Origin of the sequence: Streptomyces sp. NPDC002884 (assembly GCF_040295245.1) — a bacterium.
In the GTDB taxonomy this organism is placed as follows: Bacteria; Actinomycetota; Actinomycetes; order Streptomycetales; family Streptomycetaceae; genus Streptomyces.
Genome location: NZ_JBEOVB010000051.1, coordinates 1 through 22744, shown reverse-complemented (window position 1 = coordinate 22744; position 22744 = coordinate 1). Strand labels below are relative to the sequence as shown.

The 22744-nt window shown below is 73.2% G+C and carries 24 protein-coding genes; 14 read left to right on the top strand and 10 right to left on the bottom strand.

The window, feature by feature from the left end; genetic code table 11:
* Positions 1-12 precede the first annotated feature (12 nt).
* Both ABT070_RS42965 and ABT070_RS42960 read left to right on the top strand, forming a co-directional pair.
* Positions 13-2484, top strand: coding sequence for a PP2C family protein-serine/threonine phosphatase (locus tag ABT070_RS42965; RefSeq protein WP_451099833.1), 2472 nt, complete (start codon positions 13-15; stop codon positions 2482-2484).
* Positions 2485-2684: 200 nt separating this feature from the next.
* A complete protein-coding gene (locus ABT070_RS42960) occupies positions 2685-3074 on the top strand; it encodes an STAS domain-containing protein (RefSeq protein ID WP_351768430.1) in 390 nt (129 codons plus the stop codon).
* Positions 3075-3240: 166 nt separating this feature from the next.
* Here ABT070_RS42960 and ABT070_RS42955 read toward each other — a convergent pair whose 3' ends face one another.
* Entirely contained in the window at positions 3241-3714 is a 474-nt protein-coding gene (locus tag ABT070_RS42955; RefSeq protein WP_351768429.1) for a MarR family winged helix-turn-helix transcriptional regulator, read from the bottom strand.
* 96 nt (positions 3715-3810) lie between these two features.
* Here ABT070_RS42955 and ABT070_RS42950 point away from each other — a divergent pair, with 96 nt between their 5' ends.
* The 6 genes from ABT070_RS42950 (at position 3811) to ABT070_RS42925 (ending at position 9666) form a co-directional block, all read left to right on the top strand.
* On the top strand, positions 3811-4989 hold the full coding sequence (locus ABT070_RS42950; RefSeq protein WP_351768428.1) for a PP2C family protein-serine/threonine phosphatase: 1179 nt from the start codon (positions 3811-3813) through the stop codon (positions 4987-4989).
* Positions 4990-5062: 73 nt separating this feature from the next.
* Positions 5063-5962: an STAS domain-containing protein gene (locus ABT070_RS42945; RefSeq protein ID WP_351768427.1), complete on the top strand. Its 900-nt coding sequence runs from the start codon at positions 5063-5065 to the stop codon at positions 5960-5962.
* Complete coding sequence (locus ABT070_RS42940) at positions 5959-6366, top strand: STAS domain-containing protein (RefSeq protein ID WP_351768426.1); 408 nt, start codon at positions 5959-5961, stop codon at positions 6364-6366. The genes ABT070_RS42945 and ABT070_RS42940 overlap by 4 nt, the downstream gene beginning before the upstream one ends.
* On the top strand, positions 6363-6809 hold the full coding sequence (locus ABT070_RS42935; RefSeq protein ID WP_351768425.1) for an ATP-binding protein: 447 nt from the start codon (positions 6363-6365) through the stop codon (positions 6807-6809). Before ABT070_RS42940 ends, ABT070_RS42935 begins: the two co-directional genes overlap by 4 nt.
* Positions 6806-7924 (top strand): SpoIIE family protein phosphatase, encoded by a 1119-nt coding sequence (locus ABT070_RS42930; RefSeq protein ID WP_351768424.1) that lies wholly within the window; start codon positions 6806-6808, stop codon positions 7922-7924. The genes ABT070_RS42935 and ABT070_RS42930 overlap by 4 nt, the downstream gene beginning before the upstream one ends.
* Complete coding sequence (locus ABT070_RS42925; protein WP_351768423.1) at positions 7921-9666, top strand: PP2C family protein-serine/threonine phosphatase; 1746 nt, start codon at positions 7921-7923, stop codon at positions 9664-9666. The genes ABT070_RS42930 and ABT070_RS42925 overlap by 4 nt, the downstream gene beginning before the upstream one ends.
* A gap of 55 nt (positions 9667-9721) precedes the next feature.
* Here ABT070_RS42925 and ABT070_RS42920 read toward each other — a convergent pair whose 3' ends face one another.
* Positions 9722-10213 carry a MarR family winged helix-turn-helix transcriptional regulator gene (locus ABT070_RS42920; RefSeq protein WP_351768422.1) on the bottom strand — a complete coding sequence of 164 codons (492 nt, stop codon included), beginning with the start codon at positions 10211-10213 and terminating at the stop codon, positions 9722-9724.
* Between the two features lie 234 nt (positions 10214-10447).
* Here ABT070_RS42920 and ABT070_RS42915 point away from each other — a divergent pair, with 234 nt between their 5' ends.
* On the top strand, positions 10448-11824 hold the full coding sequence (locus tag ABT070_RS42915; RefSeq protein WP_351768421.1) for an NAD(P)/FAD-dependent oxidoreductase: 1377 nt from the start codon (positions 10448-10450) through the stop codon (positions 11822-11824).
* Positions 11825-11853: 29 nt separating this feature from the next.
* Entirely contained in the window at positions 11854-14097 is a 2244-nt protein-coding gene (locus tag ABT070_RS42910; protein ID WP_351768420.1) for an FUSC family protein, read from the top strand.
* Between the two features lie 18 nt (positions 14098-14115).
* On the opposite strand, the gene ABT070_RS42905 is transcribed toward ABT070_RS42910, so the two are convergent.
* From ABT070_RS42905 to ABT070_RS42885, 5 genes are all read right to left on the bottom strand, one after another.
* Positions 14116-14547 carry a hypothetical protein gene (locus ABT070_RS42905; protein ID WP_351768419.1) on the bottom strand — a complete coding sequence of 144 codons (432 nt, stop codon included), beginning with the start codon at positions 14545-14547 and terminating at the stop codon, positions 14116-14118.
* A gap of 28 nt (positions 14548-14575) precedes the next feature.
* Positions 14576-15409 carry a DUF1206 domain-containing protein gene (locus ABT070_RS42900; RefSeq protein WP_351768418.1) on the bottom strand — a complete coding sequence of 278 codons (834 nt, stop codon included), beginning with the start codon at positions 15407-15409 and terminating at the stop codon, positions 14576-14578.
* Between the two features lie 141 nt (positions 15410-15550).
* On the bottom strand, positions 15551-15805 hold the full coding sequence (locus ABT070_RS42895; RefSeq protein ID WP_351768417.1) for a DUF5133 domain-containing protein: 255 nt from the start codon (positions 15803-15805) through the stop codon (positions 15551-15553).
* Positions 15806-15848: 43 nt separating this feature from the next.
* On the bottom strand, positions 15849-16667 hold the full coding sequence (locus tag ABT070_RS42890) for a SigB/SigF/SigG family RNA polymerase sigma factor (protein WP_351768416.1): 819 nt from the start codon (positions 16665-16667) through the stop codon (positions 15849-15851).
* 223 nt (positions 16668-16890) lie between these two features.
* On the bottom strand, positions 16891-17334 hold the full coding sequence (locus ABT070_RS42885) for an ATP-binding protein (protein WP_351768415.1): 444 nt from the start codon (positions 17332-17334) through the stop codon (positions 16891-16893).
* Between the two features lie 194 nt (positions 17335-17528).
* On the opposite strand from ABT070_RS42885, the gene ABT070_RS42880 reads away from it, so the two are divergent.
* Positions 17529-17759 carry a hypothetical protein gene (locus ABT070_RS42880; RefSeq protein WP_351768414.1) on the top strand — a complete coding sequence of 77 codons (231 nt, stop codon included), beginning with the start codon at positions 17529-17531 and terminating at the stop codon, positions 17757-17759.
* A gap of 297 nt (positions 17760-18056) precedes the next feature.
* Positions 18057-18512, top strand: coding sequence for a cyclic nucleotide-binding domain-containing protein (locus tag ABT070_RS42875; protein WP_351768413.1), 456 nt, complete (start codon positions 18057-18059; stop codon positions 18510-18512).
* A 31-nt stretch (positions 18513-18543) separates the two neighbouring features.
* Here ABT070_RS42875 and ABT070_RS42870 read toward each other — a convergent pair whose 3' ends face one another.
* The gene (locus ABT070_RS42870; protein ID WP_351768412.1) at positions 18544-19848 is read right to left on the bottom strand and encodes an MFS transporter; all 1305 of its coding nucleotides are present in this window, start codon (positions 19846-19848) and stop codon (positions 18544-18546) included.
* 165 nt (positions 19849-20013) lie between these two features.
* Entirely contained in the window at positions 20014-20628 is a 615-nt protein-coding gene (locus ABT070_RS42865; protein ID WP_351768411.1) for a LysE/ArgO family amino acid transporter, read from the bottom strand.
* 90 nt (positions 20629-20718) lie between these two features.
* Here ABT070_RS42865 and ABT070_RS42860 point away from each other — a divergent pair, with 90 nt between their 5' ends.
* Positions 20719-21621 carry a LysR family transcriptional regulator ArgP gene (locus ABT070_RS42860; protein WP_351768441.1) on the top strand — a complete coding sequence of 301 codons (903 nt, stop codon included), beginning with the start codon at positions 20719-20721 and terminating at the stop codon, positions 21619-21621.
* On the opposite strand, the gene ABT070_RS42855 is transcribed toward ABT070_RS42860, so the two are convergent.
* Positions 21611-22318, bottom strand: coding sequence for a TetR/AcrR family transcriptional regulator (locus tag ABT070_RS42855; protein ID WP_351768410.1), 708 nt, complete (start codon positions 22316-22318; stop codon positions 21611-21613). The two genes, ABT070_RS42860 and ABT070_RS42855, sit on opposite strands and share 11 nt — an antisense overlap.
* A 237-nt stretch (positions 22319-22555) precedes the next feature.
* Between ABT070_RS42855 and ABT070_RS42850 the strand changes: the two genes are divergently transcribed.
* The coding region (locus tag ABT070_RS42850; protein ID WP_351768409.1) for a saccharopine dehydrogenase NADP-binding domain-containing protein at positions 22556-22744 on the top strand (189 nt) is incomplete at its 3' end.

Below are 22744 nucleotides of genomic sequence, written 5' to 3'. Positions count from 1 at the left end.
AGTCCGCACACCGTGAGCATTCCCGCACAGCCCACCACACCCGGCGGGGGCCGGGCCCTGCCCGCACCGACCGGGGAGCACCCCGGACCCGGGAAGGGCGTGGTCCTGCCGGAGCCGGAGGGCGCCGGCACGCCCTCACCCGTGGGCCGGCTCGCCGCCACCGTGGACCGGCTGCGCCGGGAGGTCATGGCGGCCCAGGCGGAGGCCGACGGGCGCGCCCTGGTCGAACTCGCCAAGGGCATCCTGGTGGAACGCCTCGGCTGTGGGCCGAGCGAGGCGGCCCAGCAGCTGACCGTGCTGGCCGGGCAGTCCGGCCTGAGTCCGCTGGAGTTCGCGGTGGACGTCATCAACCAGGCGGCCAAGGACCGGGTGTCCGAGGTGACGCAGGCCTTCCTGGCGGCCGTCGGAGACCCGGAGCATCCCGCTGAGCAGTCGGCGGCCGTGCGGCTGCGAGCCGCCGAGAGCGGGGCGCTGGCGGCGGCGCACGACACCCAGGCCGTCGCCGACTCCCTGCTCCAGCACGCGCTGGGCCCGCTGGGCGCGGTCGCCGTGGCGATCTGGGCGGCGGGCTCCGACGGTTCGCTGAGCCTCGCCGGCAGCGCGGGGTTCTCCCCCGGCGAGGCCGAGCGCTGGCGGTACGTGCCGCCGGACGTGGCCACGGTGGCCCGCTGCGCCCTGACCGAGGGGGCGACCCAGTGGATCGAGTCGCTGGCGCGGACCGGACTGCCCACCATCGGCCGCCATCTGCACCCGGACGGCGGCCGGGCGGCCGTGCCCGCCGGCAGCGCCGGACGCGTGGACGGGATCCTGGAGATCGCCTGGCCGGCCCCGCTGGACCGGCAGCCACCCCAGGTGGTGCGCCAGGTGGAGGCCCTGGCGGACCTGTGCGCCCACACGCTCCAGACGTACGCGCAGGTCCGGGCCCCCGGCCAGGAGCCGCTCGTCCTGCCGGACGCGGCGGAGCTGATGGACCTGACGGACGGGCTGCACGACCCGGCCCTGGTCCTGGTGCCGCACGTCGACGCGGCGGGGAAGCTGGTGGACTTCCGCATCCAGCACGTCAACGACCGATTCCTCGACCCGGCGGGCCGGCCCCGCGCCGTGGTCAACGGGGCCCTGCTGCTCGAGGCCTATCCGATGGCCGCCGGAGGCGGTGACCTGTTCCAGCGGATCGAGCGCGTGCACGCCACCGGCGAGCCGTTCCGGGCGCGCCGGATGAGTCTGACCGCGCTGGTCGGCGAGGTGCCGCTGGCCGCGGTCGCGGACCTCAGCATCAGCCGGCACGGCAGCTGTGTGCTGCTGATCTGGCGGATCGAGGACGAGACGGCGCGCCTGGCCAGCCTGTTGCAGAACGCCCAGCGCCTCGGCCGCATCGGCGGCTTCGAGGAGGACCTGCTCACCGGCGAGACCACCTGGAACGGGCAGCTGTTCACCCTGTACGGGCGGCCCGAGTCGAGTCCGCCGGTGCCGCTGGAGGACCTGGCGGCGCACACCCATCCCGACGACGCGGTCGTCGTCGGCCGGCTGCTGCGCACGCTGCTGCACCGGCGCCGTCCGGCTTCCGCCGCCTTCCGGCTGCAGCGGCCGGACGGGGTGACCCGGCACATGCGGATCGTCGCCGAGCCGGTGCTCGACACCGACGAGCGGCTGGTCGCCGTGCGCGGCGCGTACCAGGACATCTCCTCGCAGCACTGGACGGAGGTGGCGCTCGCCGCCACCCGCGACCAGCTCGCGCAGAGCGAGCAGCACGCCAGCGAGCGCAGCCGGCTGGCCCTCCAGCTCCAGCACGCCATCATGCCGCCCGCCCGAGCGCCCCTGGAGGCCCCCGGGCTCCAGGTGGCGGTGCGTTACCGGCCGGCCGAGGAGGAGCAGCTGGTGGGCGGCGACTGGTACGACGCCGTCGTGCTGCCCTCCGGGCTGGTGATGCTGTGCGTGGGCGACGTCGCCGGGCACGGCATCGAGGCGGCGACCAGCATGGTGGTGCTGCGCAACGCGCTGCGGGGCCTGGCGGTGACCGGGGCGGGGCCCGGTCAGCTGCTGTCCTGGCTCAACATCGTCGCCCACCATCTGACGGGTTCCATCACGGCCACGGCCGTGTGCGGCCTGTACGACCCCTCCCGGCACACCCTGCGCTGGGCGAGGGCGGGCCATCTGCCGCCGGTGCTGGTGCGGGACGCCGAGGCGGCGCCGCTGCCCCTGCTGAAGGGGATGCTGCTGGGCGTCGTACCGGAGGCGGTGTACGAGGAGGAGGAGGTCCAGCTGGCGGCCGACGACACCCTGCTGATGTACACCGACGGCCTGATCGAGCGGCGCGACCGGTCCGTGGAGGAGTCGCTGGCCCAGTTGCTGGTGCAGGCGCGCGCGGTGGCGCCGACACTGGACAAGCAGCTGGACCGCCTGCTGACCTACAGCAGGTCGGACACGGACGACGACACCTGCATCGTGGGCATCCGGCTGCGCCAGCGCGTCGCTCCCCGATCTTGACGGGTGTGTGCATGGTGGGGAGGTTCGGGGGTATCCGCCTGTGCGCGACACCAGGTCGGGATCCGCAGGCGGAAGGGCAGGACACACGGAACATGACGATCGTCCCGTGCGGCCTCCCGCCCGCCTTCGCCCGCCGTCGCCGCGCATCGGAGTCGCCCACCGGGGTAGACGCTCCCGACCGTCAGCTTTCGGAGGTACGTGTGTCCATCGCCCAGAACCCCTTGTCCGTGGAGGTCACCCTGCCTCGCGAGGACGTCGCCCTGGTCACGGTCGAAGGCCATCTCGATCTCGACACCGCGACCGATCTCCAGGCGCATCTGGCCAACCAGCTGCACCATGGCCGACGGCACTTCCTCCTCGACCTCTCGGCGGTTCCGTTCATGGACTCGTCCGGCATGAACATCATCCTGCGGGTGTACCAGGAGGCCCGGAGCCTGCCGGGGAGCGTGCATGTGATCGCTCCCACGCCGGCCGTGCGCCGGGTCCTGGACCTCACCGGGGTCAGCCTCACGGTCCCCATATCCGAGAAGGTCGACGAGGCTCTGGAGCTCGTCGACCGGCAGCAGCTCCCGGAAGACCCGCAGGGCTGACCGGCGGCCGTCCGTCAGGCGCCGGTAAACGGGCGAAGACGGCCGACTACCGTCCAATACTTGTCATTTAGCAACTGTGTACGTAAGGCAACAGAGTGAGCGGGACTGTGATGCGGGAGGGAAGACGGATGTGCCTGTGGGCGAACCCGGTCACCCGGGAACACCGTCAGGCGGTACGGGCGTCCGTGGCGTCGGAGTCGTGGATCTGTTCGGCCGCGGCCGAACAGAACGCCTCCAGCCCCCTGAGCAGCGCGGCGCGCTGCGCGGCGGACATCTGCTCCAACACGCCTTCCAGCGCGGCCTCACGGCGTGACCTGAGGTCGGCGAGGAAGGCACTCCCGCGACGGCTCAGGAACAGCTCCAGCTCCCGGCGGCTCTCGGCGGCGACCCTGCGCTCGACGAAGCCGACGGCCTGGAGGCGGTCGCACAGCCGGCTGGTGGACGGCGGTGTGGACCCGAGGAACTCGGCGAGGGTGCGCAGGTTGATGCCTTCGTGGTGTTCCAGGATGAACAGCACGCGCAACTGGGAGGCGGAGACCGGCGCCGTCGAGGCACGGCCCCAGAGGACTTCCAGCAACTCCGCCGCCTCTGAGGTCACACGGGCCACCTGGAGTGGCTGCGGACGCGAGGAGGGGGACATCACCGTCACACTCTCGCAGGCTTCGCGACGGCTGTCAGCCCACGCCCACCACCGGGAACGCCTCGGGCCCCACACCATGTCCCCCTGGAGAACGCCGTGACCGACCACGGGAACAGACTCGTCGCCGCCGGACGCGCCCTGCGCTCCGCGGCTCCGCACCAGCTGGCCGACACCCTGCGCCAGGTGCTGCGCACCCGGTACGCGGCGGAGGCCGCGGAGCTGCGGCTGGCCGACTACGGGCTGACGGTGCTGCTGCCCGTACCGCCCGCGCCGAGCGGCACGGAGCCGGTGCCCGTACAGGGCAGCGCGCCCGGGCGGGCCTTCGGGTCCCAGCAGCCGTACGTCGAGGAGCCGGCCGACGGCCGGGTGCGGGCGCATCTGCCGGTGACCGTGCGCGGCGACCGGCTGGGCGTGCTGTCCCTGACGCTGCCCGCGCGGACCCGCGAGTCCCTCGCCGAACTCACCGAGCTGGCGGAACTCCTCGGGCACGAGTTGGTGGTCGCCGAACGCGACACCGACCTGTACGCGCGGGCCCGCCGCAGGGAACGGCTGACGCTGGCGGCGGAGATGCAGTGGCAGCTCCTCCCGGCCCGCTCGTGCACCCGGGAGGAATACGCCCTGGGTGCCCAACTCGAGCCCGCCTACGACATCTTCGGCGACAACTTCGACTGGGAGGCGTCCGCCGACCATCTGCTGGTCTACGTCACCAACGGGATGGGCGAGGGCATCGAGGCCTCCCTGCTGACCAGCCTCGGCATCAACGCGCTGCGCAACGCGCGCCGTGCCGGCATCCCGATCGAGGACCAGGCGGCCCTCGCCGACCAGGCGCTCTACGCCCACTACCGGGGCGAGGCGCATCTGTCGGTCCTGCTGGTGGACATCGAGCTGTCCACGGGGCGGATGCGGGTCGTCGACGCGGGCTCACCGCAGCTGCTGCTCGTGCGCGACCGGGTCCTGTCCCTCGTGGACCTCGACGCGCAGTTGCCGCTGGGCATGTTCGAGGAGACCGACTACGTCGTCCAGGAGCTCACCCTGCTGCCCGGCGACCGGCTGCTCTTCGTCAGCGACGGAGTCCACGGGGTCGCGGCGCCGGGCGGCGAGTCGTACGGCGAGAACGCCCTCGCGCGGGCGGTCGGCAACGCGTCCCTGCTGCCGGCGGCGGACGTCCCGGCCGCGGTGCTGCGCGGGCTGACCGGGCACCGGGGAAGGCCCGAGCCGGACGACGACGCACTGGTCGTGTGTCTCGACTGGTTCGGGAAACGGCCCGCGTCATAGCCCGCCGCCCACCGACCGCCTCCGGCGGCCACGGTGGCGACAGAGAAGCCGACCAGAACGAGGAGAGAATCACGTGCCGGAGCACGAAACGGCCGCAGAGCAGACGACACCGGCGAGCGACGTCGGGAAGTTCCTGCACCGCCGCCGTGAGCAGATCGCCCAGCGCTGGGCCGACGAACCCCTGTTCCGCACGGTGTTCACCGTCTCGCGGGACGAGGCCGTGGAGGCGGGCCGGGTCGTCGTCGACGCGCTCGCCCAGATCGCCGACACCGGCCGGGTGGCGGACACGGACGCGGCCGGATTCACCGTGGTCCGCGAGCAGCTGGCCAGGATGGCGGCGTCCCGGGTCCGCTTCGGGCTCACTTCCGGCCAGGTGTCCACCGAGGTGGACGGCCTGCGCACCCCCGCGGTGAACCTGCTGGTCGCCGACCTGGCGGACGCGCCGCCCGAACACCTCCGGGAGTGCGCCACGCTGCTGACCGTGCTGATGGGCACGCTGCGGCTGGTGGTCCTGGAGACCTCGCTGAGCGAGGGCCAGGCCCTCATCGACCGGCAGCAGGTGGAACTGCTGGAGGCCGCCACACCCGTCATCCGGCTGTGGGACGGCATCGTCGCCGTGCCCCTCATCGGCACGCTCGACAGCGCCCGCAGCCAGGTGGTCATGGAGACGCTGCTGACGTCGGTCGTCGACGAGCAGGCCCGCTTCGCGATCCTGGACATCACCGGGGTGCCGATGGTCGACTCGCTGGTGGCGCAGCACTTGATGAAGACCGTCGCGGCCGTCCGGCTGATGGGCGCGGAGTGCGTCGTCTCCGGCATCCGGCCCGCCATCGCGCAGACCATCGTGCACCTCGGCCTGGATCTGGGCACCGTGGTCACCCGGTCGAGCCTCGCCGACGCCCTGGGGTACGCCCTGCACCGGCTGGGCGCCGACATCGTGCTCGCGACGCCCGGCGGTGCGGGTCCCCGGTGAACCACGACCTCTCCCTCTCGGGCACGGCCCACGTGCCGGTGCTCCGGCTCGGCGACGTCCTGCTGATCACCCTCCAGGGCGACCTGCACGACGGCACCGCGGAGCAGCTCCAGCAGGACATCGCCGCCCAGATCGTCCGCAGCCGGGTGACCGGCGTGGTCATCGACATCTCCGGGGTGGAGATCGTCGACTCCTTCCTGGGGCGGGTCCTGGCCGAGATCGCCGCCAGTTCCCGGCTGCTGGCCGCGCAGACCGTGGTGGCCGGCATGCGCCCCGCGGTGGCGATCACGCTGGTGGAGCTGGGTCTCTCGCTGCCCGGCCTGCGGACCGCGCTCAGCACCGAGGCGGCCCTCGACCTGCTCGCCATGACGGCTCCGGGCGGCCCGCGCCGGGAGCCTCGGTGAGCGGGACGATCGCGGGCGTGGAGGCCCGCCTGCCGATCCGCTCGGACCGGGACCTGGTGTGGGTGCGCCAGCACGTGCGACAGGCGGCCGCCGCGCTCGGCTTCGGCCTGGTGGACCAGACGAAACTGGTCACCGCGGCCAGCGAACTGGCCCGCAACACCCTGGTGTACGGCGGTGGCGGTGAGATGGCGGCGGCGCACCTGGCCGACGGGCGGGCGCAGGGGCTGCGGCTCACGTTCGCGGACCAGGGACCGGGCATCGCCGACCCGGAGCGGGCGCTGAGCGACGGCTACACGTCCGGCGGCGGGCTGGGTCTCGGCCTGGGCGGGGCGCGGCGACTGGTGCAGGAGTTCTCCCTCGACAGCACGCCCGGCGTCGGCACCACGGTCACGGTGACCTCCTGGACGGTCCGCTCGCCACGGCAGCGTGAGGAGCGACGATGACGCAGGTGTGGGACGTCCCGGTGCACGACTCGACGCGGGTGCGCGACGCACGGGTGGCCGCGGAGGGCGCGGCGGCGCTGGCCGGCCTGGACCGGTCGCGCACCGCCGACGCCGCCCTCGTGGCGACCGAGCTGGCCACGAACCTGCTCAAGCACGCGCGCGGCGGACAGCTTCTGGTGGAGGCGCTCGCCGCGCCGAGCGGCCGGACGGGGGACCTCGTCGTGCAGGTCGTCGCCCTCGACCACGGTCCGGGCATGTCCGACGTCCCCGCCGCCCTGGGCGACGGGTTCTCCACGGCGGGCTCGCTGGGCGCCGGCCTGGGCACCTGCCGACGGCTCGCCGACGACTTCGACCTGCACAGTGTCCCGGGCCGCGGGACGGTCGCGCTGGCCCGGATCGGCGGCCCGGCCAGAACCCGCAGCCGCCGTGAGCCGGCCCCCGGGCAGACTCCCGAGCAGACCGGGACCGCAGCGCCGGGCGACGTCTCCCCCGCGGCCGCGCCCTTCTCCGCGCGGGTGGGTGGCGTCAACATCCCCTTCCGGGGTGCCGCGTGCTCCGGGGACGCCTGGACCTGCGTCCGCGACGGCGACCGGCTGACCCTGATGCTGGCCGACGGGCTGGGCCACGGCCCCGAGGCCGCCCGTGCCTCGGTCACGGCGGTCCACGAGGTACGGCGCTCGCCCCACCTGCCGCCGGCCGAACTGCTGCGCCTGCTCGACTCCGCGCTGCGCGGCACGAGGGGCGCGGCGGTCGCGGTGGCCCAGCTCGACCTGCGGGCCGGGCGGCTGCTGTTCGCCGGCGTCGGCAATGTGGGGGCGCGGCTGCGCGAGGGCGATTCCTGGCGTCACCTGCTGTCCCGGCCCGGCATAGTCGGCGCGCACCGGCCCACGACGCTGCCCGAGACCGAGGCGGTCTGGGCCGAGGACCGTCTGCTCGTCCTGCACAGCGACGGGCTGCCCAGCCGCTGGGCGCCGCCCGTGGACCCCCGTCTGCTGTCCTGCGACCCCGCCGTCACCGCCGCCGTCACGGTCCGCGACGCCGGCAGCTCCGCCCGCCCGGTGCGTGACGACACCGCCGTGGCCGTCCTGTCCCCGACACCGCCGGATGGCCCATGAAGCAGACCTGGCCGATCAGCACCGTGACCGACGCCGCACGCGCGCGCATCACCACCGCGCGGGTGGCCGCCGCGTACGGTGTGCCGCCGCTGGAGCGCACGCGGCTGGCCGCGGCCCTGAGCGCACGGCTGCGCCGGTGTCTGGCCAAGGGAGACAGCCGGCAGTTCGTCCTCACGGTGGCCCGGGGCTCGCTGCGGGTCGAGATCTCGCCCTCCCCCGCCGACGGCGAGCGGTCGTGGTACGTCACGGTGCCCTGCCCGGAGCCGGCCGCGGGTCCCGTCTGCGACGCCGTGGCGGGTGATCCGGCCGCCCTCTCGGAGGCCCTGCTCGGCGCCGACGAGGACACCTCCCTGGTGCTGGAGCGACTGGCCGAGCAGGAGGAGCTGGTCGCCTTCCACCGGGAGGAGCTGCACCAGACCAACCAGGGCGTGCTGGCGCTGCACGCCGAGCTGGACGCCGCCGGACGGGCGCAGCGCGAGGCCTTCGCGGCGGAGCGCGCGGCCCGCCGGGAGGCGGAGGAAGCCCGGCGCAGGCTGACGTTCCTCGCCGACGCCAGCGCGACGCTGACCGCCTCCCTCAACCACGAGGAGATCGCCCGCCTGCTGCCCGAGCTGCTGGTGCCCGAGTACGCCCGCACGGCCGACGTCTGGCTGTTCGACGCCGAGGACGAGCGGGTGCCGTCCGTCCCGCGTCCGGCGGCCGCCGTGACCGCGGCCCGCACCGGACGTCCGCAGTACGCGGCCGCGCACCCCGGGGGCATGCCCGGGGTGGACGACCAGCCGCCGTCGGCGCTGCATCCCGGCCGGTCCCTGCTGTGCGTGCCGCTGCCGACCCGCGGCGCGCCCCTGGGCGTCGTGACGCTGACCCCGCCCGGCGAGCGCTGGAACCCGGACGACGCCGTCATGCTCGTGGAACTCACCCGGCGGGCCGGCGGCGCGCTCGACAACGCCCGCCGTTTCGAGCACAACCGGGACATCGCCGAGACCCTCCAGCGGGCCCTGCTCACCGACCTGCCGACCACGCCCGGCCTGCGCCTCGCGGCCCGCTATCTGCCGGCCACGTACGGGCTGAACATCGGCGGCGACTGGTACGACGCGTTCCGGCAGCCCGACGGCAGCCTGATCACCGTCATCGGCGATGTGACGGGGCACGGGCTGCACGCGGCGGTGATGATGAGCCAGCTGCGCACCGCGCTGCGCGCCTACGCCGTGGACGGCGGCAGCCCGGGCGAGCTGCTGACCCGGCTGCACATGTTCCTGCACCATCTCCAGCCCGACCTGTACGCGACCGCCGTCATCGCCCGCTTCCAGCCCGGCGAGCCGGTGCTGACGTGGGCGGCGGCGGGTCATCCGCCGCCCGTGCTGCGCGGCCCCGACGGGCGGGTGCGCACCCTGGACGCCAAGCCGGGGGCGATGCTCGGCATCCCGCTGCACCAGGAGATCGCCGACCACACGGTGCCGCTGGAGCCGGGGTCCACGCTGGCGCTCTACACCGACGGGCTGGTCGAGCGGCGGGCCCAGGGCATAGACCCGGGCATAGAGCGGCTCGCGGCGGCGCTGGGCGCGTTCCGTGCCGAGGAGTTGGACGCGGACCTGGACGGCTCGGCGGAGCGCATCCTGGACCCGATGCTGAGCGACTCCGAGCGGGACGACGACGTCTGCCTGCTGCTGTGCCACATAGACAGCCAGGCCGGCAGCCAGGCCGGCAGTGACGCCGGAAGCCACCCCCGGCCCGGGTCCTGAGACCCGGTCGGCCGAGGGGGTGGTCGGCCGAGGGGGTGGTCGGCCGAGGGCGCGGTCAGCCGTCCGTCGGCTCCTGCGGCCCCGGGCCCGACAGGTGCGCCTGGTGGAAGCCGAAGAGCCCGTGCTCCAGTGCGGTGCGCTGGGCCGGGGTCATCGCCTCGAACACGGACGCGAGGCGCCGTACGCGGCGCTCGGCGACGTCGGCGAGGAGGCGTCGTCCGTAACCGGTCACCACGAGCTGCACCTCACGCCGGTTGCTGGGCTGCACGGTCCGCTCCAGCAGACCGGCGGCCTCCAGCCGGTCGCAGAGCCGGCTCGCGGTGGGCAGACCGACGCCCAGGTGCTCGGCCAGGGCCGTCAGATTGAGCTCCGGACGGCTGTGCACCGTCCGCAGCGCCAGCAGCTGTCTTGCGGGCAGCCGGGGTCTGCTCTCCTCCGCGGCCGTGAGCCAGCAGGCCACCAGGCTCTCCACCGCCTCGGCGAGTTGCCCGGCCTGTGTCCGACGACTCTTCCACCGGTCGTCGTCGGCGCCGTCCGCGCACCACACCGCCACTATCCTCCGGCCTCCGCGATTGTCATGTACCTCGGCCTACCCGAAGGCAACGGGCGTACACAGGCCCTTCGGGGGGTACGACGGTGACCTCAGGAGAAACGTTCGTCTGCATGCCTCGCCCGGCTGGCGGAACCAGTCCGGGCGCGGTGGGATCGATGAGGTGCGAAGCGCCCGCGGGCGGGGCACGCGCATGACGTCGGGGCAGACCGCCTGGAGCCGCAGAAAGGGATGGACATCGTGACACGACCCAGGATCCTGGTGGTGGGCGCGGGCTTCGCGGGAGTGGGGTGCGTTCGGCGTCTGGAACGCGCGCTCTCCACCGCGGAGGCCGACGTCACCCTGGTGACGCCGTTCGCCTACCAGCTCTATCTGCCGCTGCTGCCACAGGTCGCCTCGGGGGTGCTGACACCCCAGTCGATCGCCGTCTCGCTGCGCCGCAGCAAGAAGTACCGCACCCGGATCATTCCGGGCGGCGCCATCGGGGTGGACCTCAAGTCGAAGGTCTGCGTCATCCGGACCATCACCGACGAGATCGTCAACGAGCCCTACGACTACATCGTGCTCGCTCCCGGCAGCGTGACCCGCACCTTCGACATCCCGGGGCTGACCGAGCACGCCTTCGGGATGAAGACCCTCGCCGAGGCCGCGTACATCCGCGACCACGTCATCAGCCAGCTCGACCTCGCCGACGCCAGCCACGACCCCGCCGAGCGGACCTCGCGACTGCAGTTCGTGGTCGTCGGCGGCGGCTACGCCGGCACCGAGACCGCCGCCTGCCTCCAGCTCCTCACCCACAACGCGGTCAAGCGCTATCCGAACCTGGACCCGAGCCTGATCAAGTGGCATCTGATCGACATCGCGCCCAAGCTGATGCCCGAGCTCGGCGACAAGCTCGGCCGCAGTGCGCAGGAGGTGCTGCGCAAGCGGGGCATCGACATCTCGCTGGGCGTGTCCATCGCCAAGGCGGGCCCGGAGGAGGTCACCTTCACCGACGGGCGGGTGATCCCGACCCGGACCCTGATCTGGACGGCGGGAGTGGTGGCGAGCCCGCTGATCGCGACGCTCGGCGCCGAGACGGTCCGCGGACGGCTCGCCGTCGCCGCGGAGATGAACCTGCCCGGGAACGACGGGGTGTTCGCGCTCGGGGACGCCGCCGCCGTGCCCGACGAGGCCAAGGGCGAGCAGGGCGCGATCTGCCCGCCGACCGCGCAGCACGCGATGCGGCAGGGCAAGGTCGTCGCCGACAACGTGATCGCGACGCTGCGGGGCCGGGCGATGCGGCCGTACGTGCACAAGGACCTCGGTCTGGTCGTCGACCTCGGTGGCACGGACGCCGTCTCCAAGCCGCTCGGCATCGAGCTGCGGGGGCTGCCCGCCCAGGCGGTGGCCCGCGGCTACCACTGGTCGGCGCTGCGCACGGGCGTGGCCAAGGCCCGGGTGCTGACGAACTGGACGCTCAACGCGGTCGCGGGCGACGATTTCGTGCGCACCGGCTTCCAGGCGCGGCGGGCGGCGAAGCTGAAGGACTTCGAGTACACGGACAGCTATCTGACGCCCGAGCAGGTGCGGGCACAGATCGAGGGGCCCGGGCCGGAGGCCGTCTGAGCTCGGACGGCGGGAGAGAGTACGGCGGCGTGAGGGCGGCGGCACGGTCGTTCGGTGCACGGTGGCGGGATCGGATCGCGGCGTCCGACCCCGGACTGCTGCGGCTGGCGGCCGGGCTGCGGACGGTCGGCGCGATCTCCCTCACGCTGGCCGTGCTCTCGCTGCTGGGCGCTGACGTCCCGCACCTGGTGGCGGGGGCCATCGCCGCGATGGTCGCCACGTTCGCGATCCGGGAGAAGCAGCGCGACCGGCAGGCCGTCACGCTGGCGCTGGGCCTGCCGGTGGCGTTCGCCTCGATGTCGCTGGCGGCGCTGCTCAGCTCCCGGACGGTGGCGGGCGACTTCTTCTTCGTCGCCCTGATCTTCTGCGCCGTGTACGGCCGCCGGTTCGGCGACCGGGGCACGGCGCTCGGTCTCGTCGGCTTCCAGGTCTACTTCCTGTCGCTGTTCGTCGGGGTCGACGGAGCGAGCCTGCCGGGGTTCTACGCGGTGCTGGCCGTCGCCTTCGTGTGCAGTGCGGTGGCACGCTTCGGGCTGGTGCCGCAGACGCCGACCGGAATCCTCCATCGGCTGCGCGAGGCCTTCCGGGCGCGGCTCGCGCAGTTGCTGGCCGCCCAGCTCGACCTGCTCGACGCCGGTCCGGACGACATCGAGAAGGCGGTGGCCCATGTGCGCGAGGGCACCGCCCGGCTGCACGAGACGGCGATGCTGATCCAGGGCCGGCTGGAGGAGGGCACTCCGGACGAGGCGACGGCCCGGCTGGTGCAGCGCCGGATCGCCGACGCCGAGATCGCCGCCGAGCGGCTCGGCCTGCTCCTGCTGACCGCGCGCAGCGCCGAACGGGCCGACACCCTGACCCTGCACCTGCCGGGGGCGCCGCTGCCGGAGGGCGGCCACCTCCCCGTCCGGGACGACGCCCTCGCCGCCCTGCGCCGTGATCTGGGGGCCCTGCGGCTGCTGGTCCGGATTCCCGTCGCGGAGGGCGCGGCCACGGCTCACGTCCGCAACCGGCTGCTCGGCTACCGGGACGAGGAGAACCTGCCGAAGGCGTCTCCGTCCGTCCAGGACGTCTTCCGGGGCGTCGGTGAGGCGGCGCGCGCGGTGCTGGGGCTGCGGGTCGCGCTCGACGGGCCGCAGGACGAGTCCGAGGACAGCCCCGAGACGGCGCGTTCGCGCGAGGAACTGGACGCGGAGGACGCGGCGATCGGCGCGGGCGAGGAGGACGAGGACTCCGCGGCCGGGAAGGAGACCGGGCTGCGGCGGCCGACCACCCGGGCCGCCGTGCAGGTCGCCGTCGGGTCGTCGCTGGCCATCATGGGCGGCGAGCTGCTCTCCGCGCACCGCTGGTACTGGGCGGTGCTGACCTGCTGGATCGTGTTCATCAACACCGCCTCCACCGGGGAGATCCTGGTGAAGGGCTACCGGCGGCTGCTGGGCACCGTGCTCGGTGTGGTCGCGGGCATCGTGCTGGCGGGGGTGGTCGGGCACCACACGTGGACGGCGTTCGCGGTGGTGCTGCTGTGCGTGTTCGCGATGTTCTACACGGCGCCGCTGTCGTACACGCTGATGTCGTTCTTCGTGACGGCCGCGCTGGGTGTGCTGTACACGCTGCTGCACACCTACAGCATGTCGGTGCTGGTGCTGCGGGTGGAGGAGACGGCGCTGGGGGCGGCCTGCGGAATCGTCGCGGCGGCGCTGGTGCTGCCGGTGCACACGGACCGGCGGACGAACGAGCTGCTGACGACCGTGCTGGACCGGCTGACCGACGTCACCGAGGCGGCCGTGGAGCAGCTGAGCGGCGGTCCCCCGGCCGAGCTGCTGGACCGGGCCCGTGACCTGGACCAGGCACTGGCCGATCTGCGGGCGGCGACGCAGCCCCTGACGCACCCGGTCACGCCGTTGCGGACCCGACGGGACACGGCCCGGTACGTCGTCGCGCTGCTGGAGACCTGCGCGTACCACGCGCGGACCCTGGCGGCCATGGCCGAGCTGCTGCCGACGCAGCAGTCCATCGTGGCGGACCCGGGCCTGCGCCGCGCCGGGCAGCGCCTGAAGCACAACATCGGGGCGATCTCCGCGCGCGTGGCGGGCGAGCGGAGCACCGCCGAGGTGCTGACCGGGCCGAGCATCGCCTCGCTGCTGAAGCCCGGCGGGCCGGGTACACCGCGCTACGGCCGGGTGACCGACCGCGTGCTGCGGCACCTTCAGCGCCTGGACGAAGCGGTGGTCGGCCTGGCCCGGCCGCTCGGCGTACCGGTGGCCCCGCCGAAGTGACGGCGGTCGCGCCCACGGTCAGAAGTCCGTGGACATGTCGCTCGCCGCCGCGATGCCCCGCAGCTCCTCGGTGTCCTGGTGGCGCTGCCTGATGCAGCCGGCGATCTCGGCGAGGCGGGTGGGGTCGGACGCGGTGCCCGCGTCGGTGACCACCCGGACCGGGCCGGTTCCGTCGACGTCTATCTCCACCAGCTGGTTGTCCAGCCGGCCGGTGACCGCGGTGGCGATGACCAGGGCGGCCTCGTCGCGGATCTCCTGGGGCAATTGCTGGGTGTCCTGCGGGTCGATGGCGAAGTCGAGACTCTCGGGTCGCTGTTCCTCGAGAGCGCGCAGCGCGGGTGCGACGACCTTCAGCAGCAGCTGGTAGTCCTCGCTGTCCATGCGGACGCGCAGAAGGTCGAGGTACATGTCCACGGGCCGTCCGTCGCGCGGGAACTCTGATTCGTTCATCTGGTCCGTGTTCCCACGCATCCGGACGTCAGACCTTGCGCCAGCGGGCCATGGCGAACGAGAACAGTCCGAAGAGCATCAGCCCGGCGGCGACGCAGGCCAGCAGGCCCGGCCCGGCGGGCGTGCCGGCGAACGAGCGCAGGGTGTCGTCCAGACCCTTGGCCTCTTTCGGCTCGTACTCGACGGCGGCCCGTACGGCGAAGGCTCCCGCGGCGGCGAACACCACGCCGCGGGCGGCACCGCCGCCCACCCCGGTGATGTCCACGAGCCGCCGCGTCCGCGGGGACATCTCCCCGAGCCGCAGCTTCTTCCGGTAGGACCGCATGACGGCCCGGGCGCCGATCCACACTCCCGCGCCGACGATCCCCACGCCGCCCGCGCCGACGATCCACTGCCCCCCGGGAAGTTCGAGCGCACGGGCGGTGACGTCCCGGGACTGCTCGTCACCGGAACCGCCGCTGCCCGATCCGGCGGCGAAGGCCAGCACGGAGTAGGCGACGAAGGAGTAGAAGGCGCACCGGACGAGCGCGAACAGCCGCTTCTTGGCGCTGCGCCCGTCGGCGCCGACTCCGCCGAAGACGGCCTCGGAGAGCCGCCACAGCGCCATGCCGACCAGTCCGACGCCCAGGGCCCACAGCACCACGGCGCCGAAGGGCTTCTCCGAGATCTCCGCCAGGGCTCCCTGGCGGTCGGCCTGCCGGCCGCCGTGGCCGAAGGCGATCTGCAGCGCCAGCAGTCCGACCAGCAGATAGATCACGCCTCGCGCGACGAACCCCGCCTTGGCGGCGCCCTTCGTCACCGAGCCCCGCGCCGCCCGCTGCACCTCGACCCGGCCGTTGCGTGCCAGAGCACTCGTGTCCATGCCGACCTCCCCTAGTGTCTCCCCGATTCCTGCGGGATCCGCATGCCCCGGCTCACGTCGTACACACGTCCGACTCTCCTGGACCGTGCCCGTACAGAGCGGCGGGGTGGACGCGGGATCCCGCGCGTCCACCCTGCCCGGTCAGGCGTACACGTGGGGATCTCTGTCGGTCGGCGGGCGTACCGCGGTGTCGGCGGCCGAGGCCGCGTCGAGCCATTGACGTGCCGTCTCCAGGGCGTGCCTCACGTCGCGCGTGCCGGTGGACACGCACAGCGTGTAGGCGAGATCACGCGCCTGTGCCTGTTCCTGCGGCGGTACCTCGGTGGATCCGGGTCGCGTCAGCGCTTCGTACTCGTCGACGAGTCTGCGCAGGACGGCGGGATGCGGCATGAGCATCGGTCTGCTTCTCCTCCGTTCGGATCGGGTGGGTGTAGCGCCGTCAGCGCAGGGCTTCCTGACGCACCCGCTCGCAGCTGCGGCTGATGAGCCGGGACACGTGCATCTGGGAGATGCCCAGCCGGTCGGCGATCCTGCTCTGCGTCATGTCCTCGAAGAACCGCATGTAGAGAATGGCGCGCTCGCGTTCCGGCAGCCGGCGCAGGCCTTCCTTGGCGGACTCGCGGTCGACCACGACATCGAGGGAGGAGTCGGAGTCGCCCAGGGTGTCGGCGAGGCTGTAGCCGTCGTCACCGGCCGAGGACTCGGCGTCCAGCGAGAGGGTGCTGAAGCTCTCCAGGGCCTCCAGGCCGGCGTTCACCTCGTCCTCGGTGAGCCCGGTGTGGGTGGCGATGTCGGCGGCGGAGGGCTCGGTCGCCCCGGGGTTCTGGGTGAGCTCCCGGCGGGCGACGCGCACCTTGTTGCGCAGTTCCTGGACCCGACGGGGCACGCGCAGCGCCCACATCCGGTCGCGGAAGTGCCGCTTGATCTCCCCGGTGATGGTGGGCACGGCGTAGCTCTCGAAGGCTCCGCGCTCGGGGTCGAAGCGGTCGACGGCCTTGACCAGTCCCAGCGCCGCGACCTGCCGCAGGTCCTCGATCGCCTCGCCGCGGTCGCGGAAACGGCCGGCGATGCGGTGGGCCATGGGCAGCCAGGCGGTGACGAGCTCGTCGCGTACGGCGTCCCGCTCGGGGCCCTCCTCCAGGGTGACCAGCCGGGCGAACCGGCTCATGGTGTCGGGCGCGTCGGCGTGCGTGCGCCTCAACTGCGCGGTGGCGGGGGCGGATGCGGAAGGACGGCTTGTCGACATGTCGATAGGCATGCGGTATCGCTCTCCTGAACGGTGGTCTCAGGGACTGGCGACGGTGAACTCCCGCTGTCCGGAGCGCGTGAGGCGCCCCGGAGCGGACAAGTCGCTCCCGTCGGCGCGCCTCCGGTCCGAAGCACGAACCTCCGCCTGCCCGGCCTCCGGACGAACAAACTCCGCGTGCGGAAAAGGCGTTCACAGGTTCGCCGTCCGCGTCCCGGGCCGGTCGGCGCCCGGGTCAGAACACGGGGACGACGGCGGTGATGCGCTTGCCGCCGGAGGGCAGGCAGGCCACCCTCACATTGCGGGCCAGCAGGCAGACGATCGGCCAGCCGCGACCGCCGGTGCGCTGTCGCCCCTGTTCGTCGAGCGGGGCGGTGGTGACCGGCAGCCGGTCGCTGCGGTCGCTGACGGACACGCGCACGGCCGGCCCGTCCATGTCCACGTCGAATCCGGTGATGCCGCCGCCGTGCAGGATGGCGTTGGTCGTCAGTTCCGAGGCGACGAGCAGGGCGTCCGAGAGCCCGTCCTCGTCGTACGGACAGCCGATGGCCCCGCAGCTTCCGGTCACCGCCCGCCGGACGGCGCTGCGGACGTCGGCCGGCCGGCACTGTTCGTGCCCGCCGCGTCCGAGGGCGCCGCCCTGAGCGCTCCCCCGGTCGGTCGAGTCGTTCGTACGCATCCCTTCGCTCCCCTGCGCTGGTCCCGGCTGGTCGGACGGCCGCGCCTGTGCGGTGGGTTCGGCGCCCCTTCCGCACCCGGCGCTCTCTTCCGCCGGACGGTGCGGTCGTCTCCCTTTCGGCTGGCCGCCCCGGCGGCGGCCAAACCTCCCGGACGGGGAGCATTCGTCCCGCCGGATACGGGTACGCGAACCGCATGACCGATGTGGTGGACTCGGACGAACTGCTGCGGCGCATCCAGCGGGCGAGGGCCTGCGCCCACGAGGAACTGCTGGCCTGGCGGGCCCGGGGCGCGGACCTCGCCCGGGCCGGCACGGAACGCGCGGACGACGCGCGGGACGCCCGGACCCGGGGTCTGGCCTACGAAGCCGTACTCAAGGTGCTGGACGAGATCGTGACGCCCGGCCGGAGCGCCGAGCCGTATTGACCGGGGGCGGCGACTGCGGTGAAGTGAAACAGGTCACGTGACCGGCTTCCGAGTGCACAAAATCTCCGCGAATGGTTTACGGTTCATTCATACCTGGTGAGCGGGGTCGAAGCCACTCCTCCTCCGTACACCACCTTTTGCTGCCCTGGCTGGCCTCCCCCGTCCAGCCAGGGCTTTTCCATGCCCTCGTGGCCCTCGCACGGAAAGTGCGGCCCGCCGAGGTGCCCGGGGCGTCGGCAGCGGCTGAAATGGTAAGGGGAAGCAACCCCACCGATCGTCGGCGAGGAGCTCCGGGCCATGACCAAAGCGACGAAACTGCTGACCGCGCTCCCCCCGCCCCAGCGTCAGCGCCTCATGACGCTCGCCCGTGAGGTGTCCTTCCCGGAGGACACCCGGATCTTCGAACCCGGCGGCACCGCCGACCGCTTCTGGGTCATCCGTTCCGGCGCGGTCTCGCTCGTCCAGCAGGTGACGTCCCTGCGGCGGGTCACCGTCGCGAGCCTCGGCGCCGGCGACCTGCTGGGCTGGTCGTGGCTGTTCCCGCCCTACCGGTGGGACTTCGGCGCGGAGGCCTTCAGCCCCGTACGCGCCTACGAGTTCGAGGCGCCACCGGTGCTCGCCCTGTGCGACGAGGATCCGGCGCTCGGGCTGTCGCTGATACGGATCGTGGCCGAGATCCTCGCGCACCGGCTGGAGACGACCCGGGGCAAGCTGATGGAGCAGTACGGGGCGCAAGGGCGCGGAGTGCTGTAGACCCCGCGCCCGGATCGGACGCGGTACCGGCTCAGACGCGGTACCGGCGCAGCGCGGGCACGGCGACGGCCAGGCCCAGCATCGACGCGACGACCAGCAGACCGCCGCCCGCGACCGCGACCCGGGGCCCGAAGGCGGCGCCCGCCGTGCCGTGCAGGGCGTCGGCCAGCCGTGGGCCGCCCGCGACGACGACCGTGAAGACGCCCTGCATCCGGCCGCGCATCTCGTCGGTGGCGGCGGACAGCAGGATCGCCCCGCGGAAGACCATGGAGACCATGTCGGCGACGCCGGCACAGACCAGGAACACCACGGCGAGCCACAGGCTGCCGCTCAGTCCGAACCCGGCGATCGCCGCGCCCCAGGCGACGACCGCGCCGATGACCATCCAGCCGTGCCGCCGCGCCCGGGAGAACGTGCCGGAGAACAGTCCGCCCAGCACCGCGCCGATGGGGATCGCCGCGAACAGCAGGCCGAGGGCGAGCCCTTCGCCGTAGGAGGCGTACGTCTCGGCGGCGAGCTGCGGGAACAGGGCCCGGGGCATGCCGAAGACCATGGCGATGACGTCGGCGAGGAAGGACAGCAGCAGGACCTTGTGCCCGGAGATGTAGCGGAAACCCTCGACGATCTCGCGCACACCGGCACGCCGGACGGTGGCGCTCGCCAGGGGCGGCAGCGCGGGCAGGCGGGCCACGGCCCACAGCGTCACGCACAGCGCGACGGCGTCGAGGAGGTACAGCTCGGGCAGACCGACGACGGGGATCAGGGAGCCCGCGAGCAGCGGCCCGGCGACCAGACCGGTCTGCATGACGGTCGAGCCGAGGGCGTTCGCGGCGGCGAGTTCCTCCGCCGGGACCAGTCGGGCGATGGAGGCGTTGCGGGCGGGCGCGTTGAGGCCGAAGAACGCCTGCTGGGTGGCGAGCAGCACCATCAGCACGGCCACCGAGTCCAGTCCCGCCACCGCCTGGAGCCAGAACAGCACCGAGGTGACGGCGATACCGCTGTTGGTGGCCAGCAGCAGTTTGCGCCGGTCGACGGTGTCGGCGACCGCACCGCCCCACAGCGCGAACAGCACCATCGGCACCAGACCGGCGAGGCTCGCGTAGCCGACCCAGGCGGAGGACCCGGTGATGTCGTAGATCTGCTTGGGCACCGCGACGGCGGTGAGCTGACTGCCCACGGCCGTGACGATGGTGGAGGACCACAGTCGCCGATAGGCGGGCCGGCGCAGCGGCCGGGTGTCCATCGCCCAGCGGCGCCAGCCCCGCCCGGGCCGGTCCTGTCGACTCGGGTCGGTCTCCTCGGCCTCGGGTGCGGTGCTGCTCTCGCTCGTGTCCACGCGATTCCTGGTTGCTCGTTACATCTTTCGGTCCGGAGGTCACTATCCCAGCACCTGGCGTGCTTTCACCGACCGGTGGACGCGAGATCTCAGATTCCGGAATCCGCACGCCGAACCGAACACCCGGCCCGAAGACCCGGCCCGGGCGGCTCAGGCCCGGGCGGCTCAGGCTCCGACGACGAGCGAGACGCCGAGGACGATCATCGTGGCGGCGACCAGACCGTCCAGGACGCGCCAGGCGGCCGGCCGGGTCAGGAACCGGCCGAGCAGCCGGGCGCCGAAGCCCAGCGCGGCGAACCAGCACAGGCTGGCGAGGACGGCGCCGAGACCGAAGGTCCAGCGCAGCGGGCCACGGTCGGCGGCGACGGAGCCGAGCAGGAAGACCGTGTCGAGGTAGACGTGCGGGTTGAGCCAGGTCAGCGCCAGACAGGTCAACACGGCCCGGCGCAAGGATCCCGTCCCCTCCCCCTCCGTCGTCAGGGCGCCCGTGGGCCGCCACGCCCGCCGGGCCGCGAGGGCCCCGTAGCAGAGCAGGAACAGACCGCCGATCCAGCCGACCACGGTCAGTGCCCCGGGCCAGGCCACCACCAGCGCGCCCACCCCGCCCACACCCAGGGCGATCAGCAGGGCGTCGGACAGGGCGCAGATCCCGACGACGGCGAGGACGGCGTCACGGCGGACGCCCTGACGCAGGACGAACGCGTTCTGGGCGCCGATGGCGACGATGAGCGACAGACCGGTGCCGAATCCGGCGGCCGCGGCGGTGAGGGTGTGGGACATGACGTCCACGCTAGGGAAGCGATCACTGTACGTACAGCTAAAGATTCTTACGTATCATTAGCCCTCGTGATGAGTACCCGTGATGATCGGATGATGCCGGACCTTCCGCTCGACCAGGTGCGCACCCTGCTCGCGGTGGTGGACGAGGGCACCTTCGACGCGGCCGCCGCCGTCCTGCATCTGACGCCGTCGGCGGTCAGTCAGCGCGTCAAGGCCCTGGAGCAGCGCACCGGCCGGGTGCTGTTGCTGCGCACCAAGCCGGTGCGGGCCACGGAGTCGGGCGAGATCGTCGTCCGGTTCGCCCGCCAGCTGGCCCGGCTCGAGCGCGACACACGGTCCGAGCTGGGCATGAGCGGCGAGGGCGAGCCGGCCCGGGTGACGGTCGCGGTGAACGCCGACTCGCTCGCCACCTGGTTCCTGCCGGCCCTGCCCCGGGTGCCGAGGGAGCCGCAGCTCTGCTTCGAACTGCACCGCGAGGACGAGACCCGCACGGCGGAGCTGCTCCGGGAGGGGTTGGTGATGGCCGCGGTGACATCGTCGCCCGAGGCCGTGACCGGCTGCTCCGTACGGACCCTGGGCACGATGCGCTACCTGGCCGCCGCGACCCCGGACTTCGTCGCCCGCCACCTGGTCGACGGCCCGCTCCACGAAACCCTCGCCCGGGCGCCGGTGATGACCTTCGACCGGAGCGACGACCTCCAGGACGCGTTCGTGCGCGGGCTGCGCCGGGGCGCCGGCGGCGCGAGTCCGGTACGACAGGCGGTGCCGACCTCGGAGGGTTTCGTGGCCGCCGTGGTCGCCGGCCTGGGCTGGGGCATGGTGCCCGAGGCGCAGGCCGGCCCGCTGCTGCGCTCCGGCCGTCTGGTCTCCCTCGCCCCCGAACACCCGCTCGACGTCCCGCTGTACTGGCAGCAGTGGAAGCTGGACTCCCCGGCGCTGGCGGCGGTGGCGGACGCGGTGACGGCGACGGCGGCCGAGGCGCTCAGGAGCTGAGCCCGGCCAGCGTCGCCTGCGCACTGTCCAGCAGCATCTCCAGCGCCGTCGGATAGGCGCTGGTCACCATGCGGGTCGACAGCAGCGGGGCCGCCTCGGCGATCCGGGGGTGGGTCTCGGCGGGCAGCCGGGCGTACGTCGAACGCCACACCGCTTCGTCGGCGCGCTGCGCGGCCCGGGGCAGGGCCAGGGACGCGGCGTCCAGGGCGGCGAAGGCCAGCGTCTGGTCGATGAACGCGTGGTAGATCCGCACGGTGTCCGGCAGCGGGAACCCGGCGGTACGCAGCACGTCCAGGACGGCCTCGTCGGCGGCGAGTTCGTTGGACCGGCCGGTCACCCGGCTCGCGGTCAGCTGGGCGGCCTGCGGGTGGGCGACGTAGGCGGCGTGGATACGCAGCCCGACGGTGTGCAGATCCGTGCGCCACTCCCCCGTCGGCCGCCAGCCGCGCAGCGCCTCGCCGACGAGCGCGTCACCGATGGCCAGGGTCAGCTCGTCCATGCCCCGGAAGTACCGGTAGAGGGTGCTGGGGTCGCAGTCGAGGGCGATGCCGAGCCGGCGGGCACTGAGGCCGGCGCTGCCGTGTTCGCGCAGCAGGCGCAGCGCCGCCTCGACGATCAGCCGCTCGGACAGCACGGTGCCGCTGCGGGTGGGCCTGCGCCGGCGCCGCTTCTCCTCGGGTACGACCTGCTTGGCCACGGCCCTCGCCCCCTCGTCCCCTCATCCGCGCTCATCGGTCTTCGGTCTTCGGTCTCAGTCTTCGGTCTTCGGACGTCCGACGTCGGTCTTCGGACGTCGGTCGTTGCGCTTCGGCCGGGTCGCCCTTCGCTCTTATGCCAACGCCATTGACCTTACGCGGGCGCACGGCGTTGTATCTCTCTCAGGGCCCCCCTTCGCACACCTTCGTTCGCAGTCTCAGCCGAGGGAGTTCTCGTCATGCGTGTCCTGCTCGTGGGCGCCGGCGGTGTGGGCACCGCCATCACCCGCATCGCCGCCCGCCGTCCGTTCTTCGAGGCGCTGGTGGTCGCCGACTACGACCCCGCCCGTGCCACCGCCGCCGTCGACGCGCTCGACGGCGACGACCCCGTACCCGCCCAGCGCCGCGAACCCCGCCGCGGGGGGGCC

What these genes read in the sequence shown, in the direction of transcription:
- ABT070_RS42955 (WP_351768429.1), bottom strand. Translation starts at nt 3,714, where the DNA reads ATGTCCCCCTCCTCGCGTCCGCAGCCACTCCAGGTGGCCCGTGTGACC.
- ABT070_RS42900 (WP_351768418.1), bottom strand. Translation starts at nt 15,409, where the DNA reads ATGGACACGAGTGCTCTGGCACGCAACGGCCGGGTCGAGGTGCAGCGG.
- ABT070_RS42925 (WP_351768423.1), top strand. Translation starts at nt 7,921, where the DNA reads ATGAAGCAGACCTGGCCGATCAGCACCGTGACCGACGCCGCACGCGCG.
- ABT070_RS42905 (WP_351768419.1), bottom strand. Translation starts at nt 14,547, where the DNA reads ATGAACGAATCAGAGTTCCCGCGCGACGGACGGCCCGTGGACATGTAC.
- ABT070_RS42895 (WP_351768417.1), bottom strand. Translation starts at nt 15,805, where the DNA reads ATGCTCATGCCGCATCCCGCCGTCCTGCGCAGACTCGTCGACGAGTAC.
- ABT070_RS42875 (WP_351768413.1), top strand. Translation starts at nt 18,057, where the DNA reads ATGACCAAAGCGACGAAACTGCTGACCGCGCTCCCCCCGCCCCAGCGT.
- ABT070_RS42885 (WP_351768415.1), bottom strand. Translation starts at nt 17,334, where the DNA reads ATGCGTACGAACGACTCGACCGACCGGGGGAGCGCTCAGGGCGGCGCC.
- ABT070_RS42860 (WP_351768441.1), top strand. Translation starts at nt 20,719, where the DNA reads ATGATGCCGGACCTTCCGCTCGACCAGGTGCGCACCCTGCTCGCGGTG.
- ABT070_RS42930 (WP_351768424.1), top strand. Translation starts at nt 6,806, where the DNA reads ATGACGCAGGTGTGGGACGTCCCGGTGCACGACTCGACGCGGGTGCGC.
- ABT070_RS42915 (WP_351768421.1), top strand. Translation starts at nt 10,448, where the DNA reads ATGGACATCGTGACACGACCCAGGATCCTGGTGGTGGGCGCGGGCTTC.
- ABT070_RS42880 (WP_351768414.1), top strand. Translation starts at nt 17,529, where the DNA reads ATGACCGATGTGGTGGACTCGGACGAACTGCTGCGGCGCATCCAGCGG.
- ABT070_RS42865 (WP_351768411.1), bottom strand. Translation starts at nt 20,628, where the DNA reads ATGTCCCACACCCTCACCGCCGCGGCCGCCGGATTCGGCACCGGTCTG.
- ABT070_RS42890 (WP_351768416.1), bottom strand. Translation starts at nt 16,667, where the DNA reads ATGCCTATCGACATGTCGACAAGCCGTCCTTCCGCATCCGCCCCCGCC.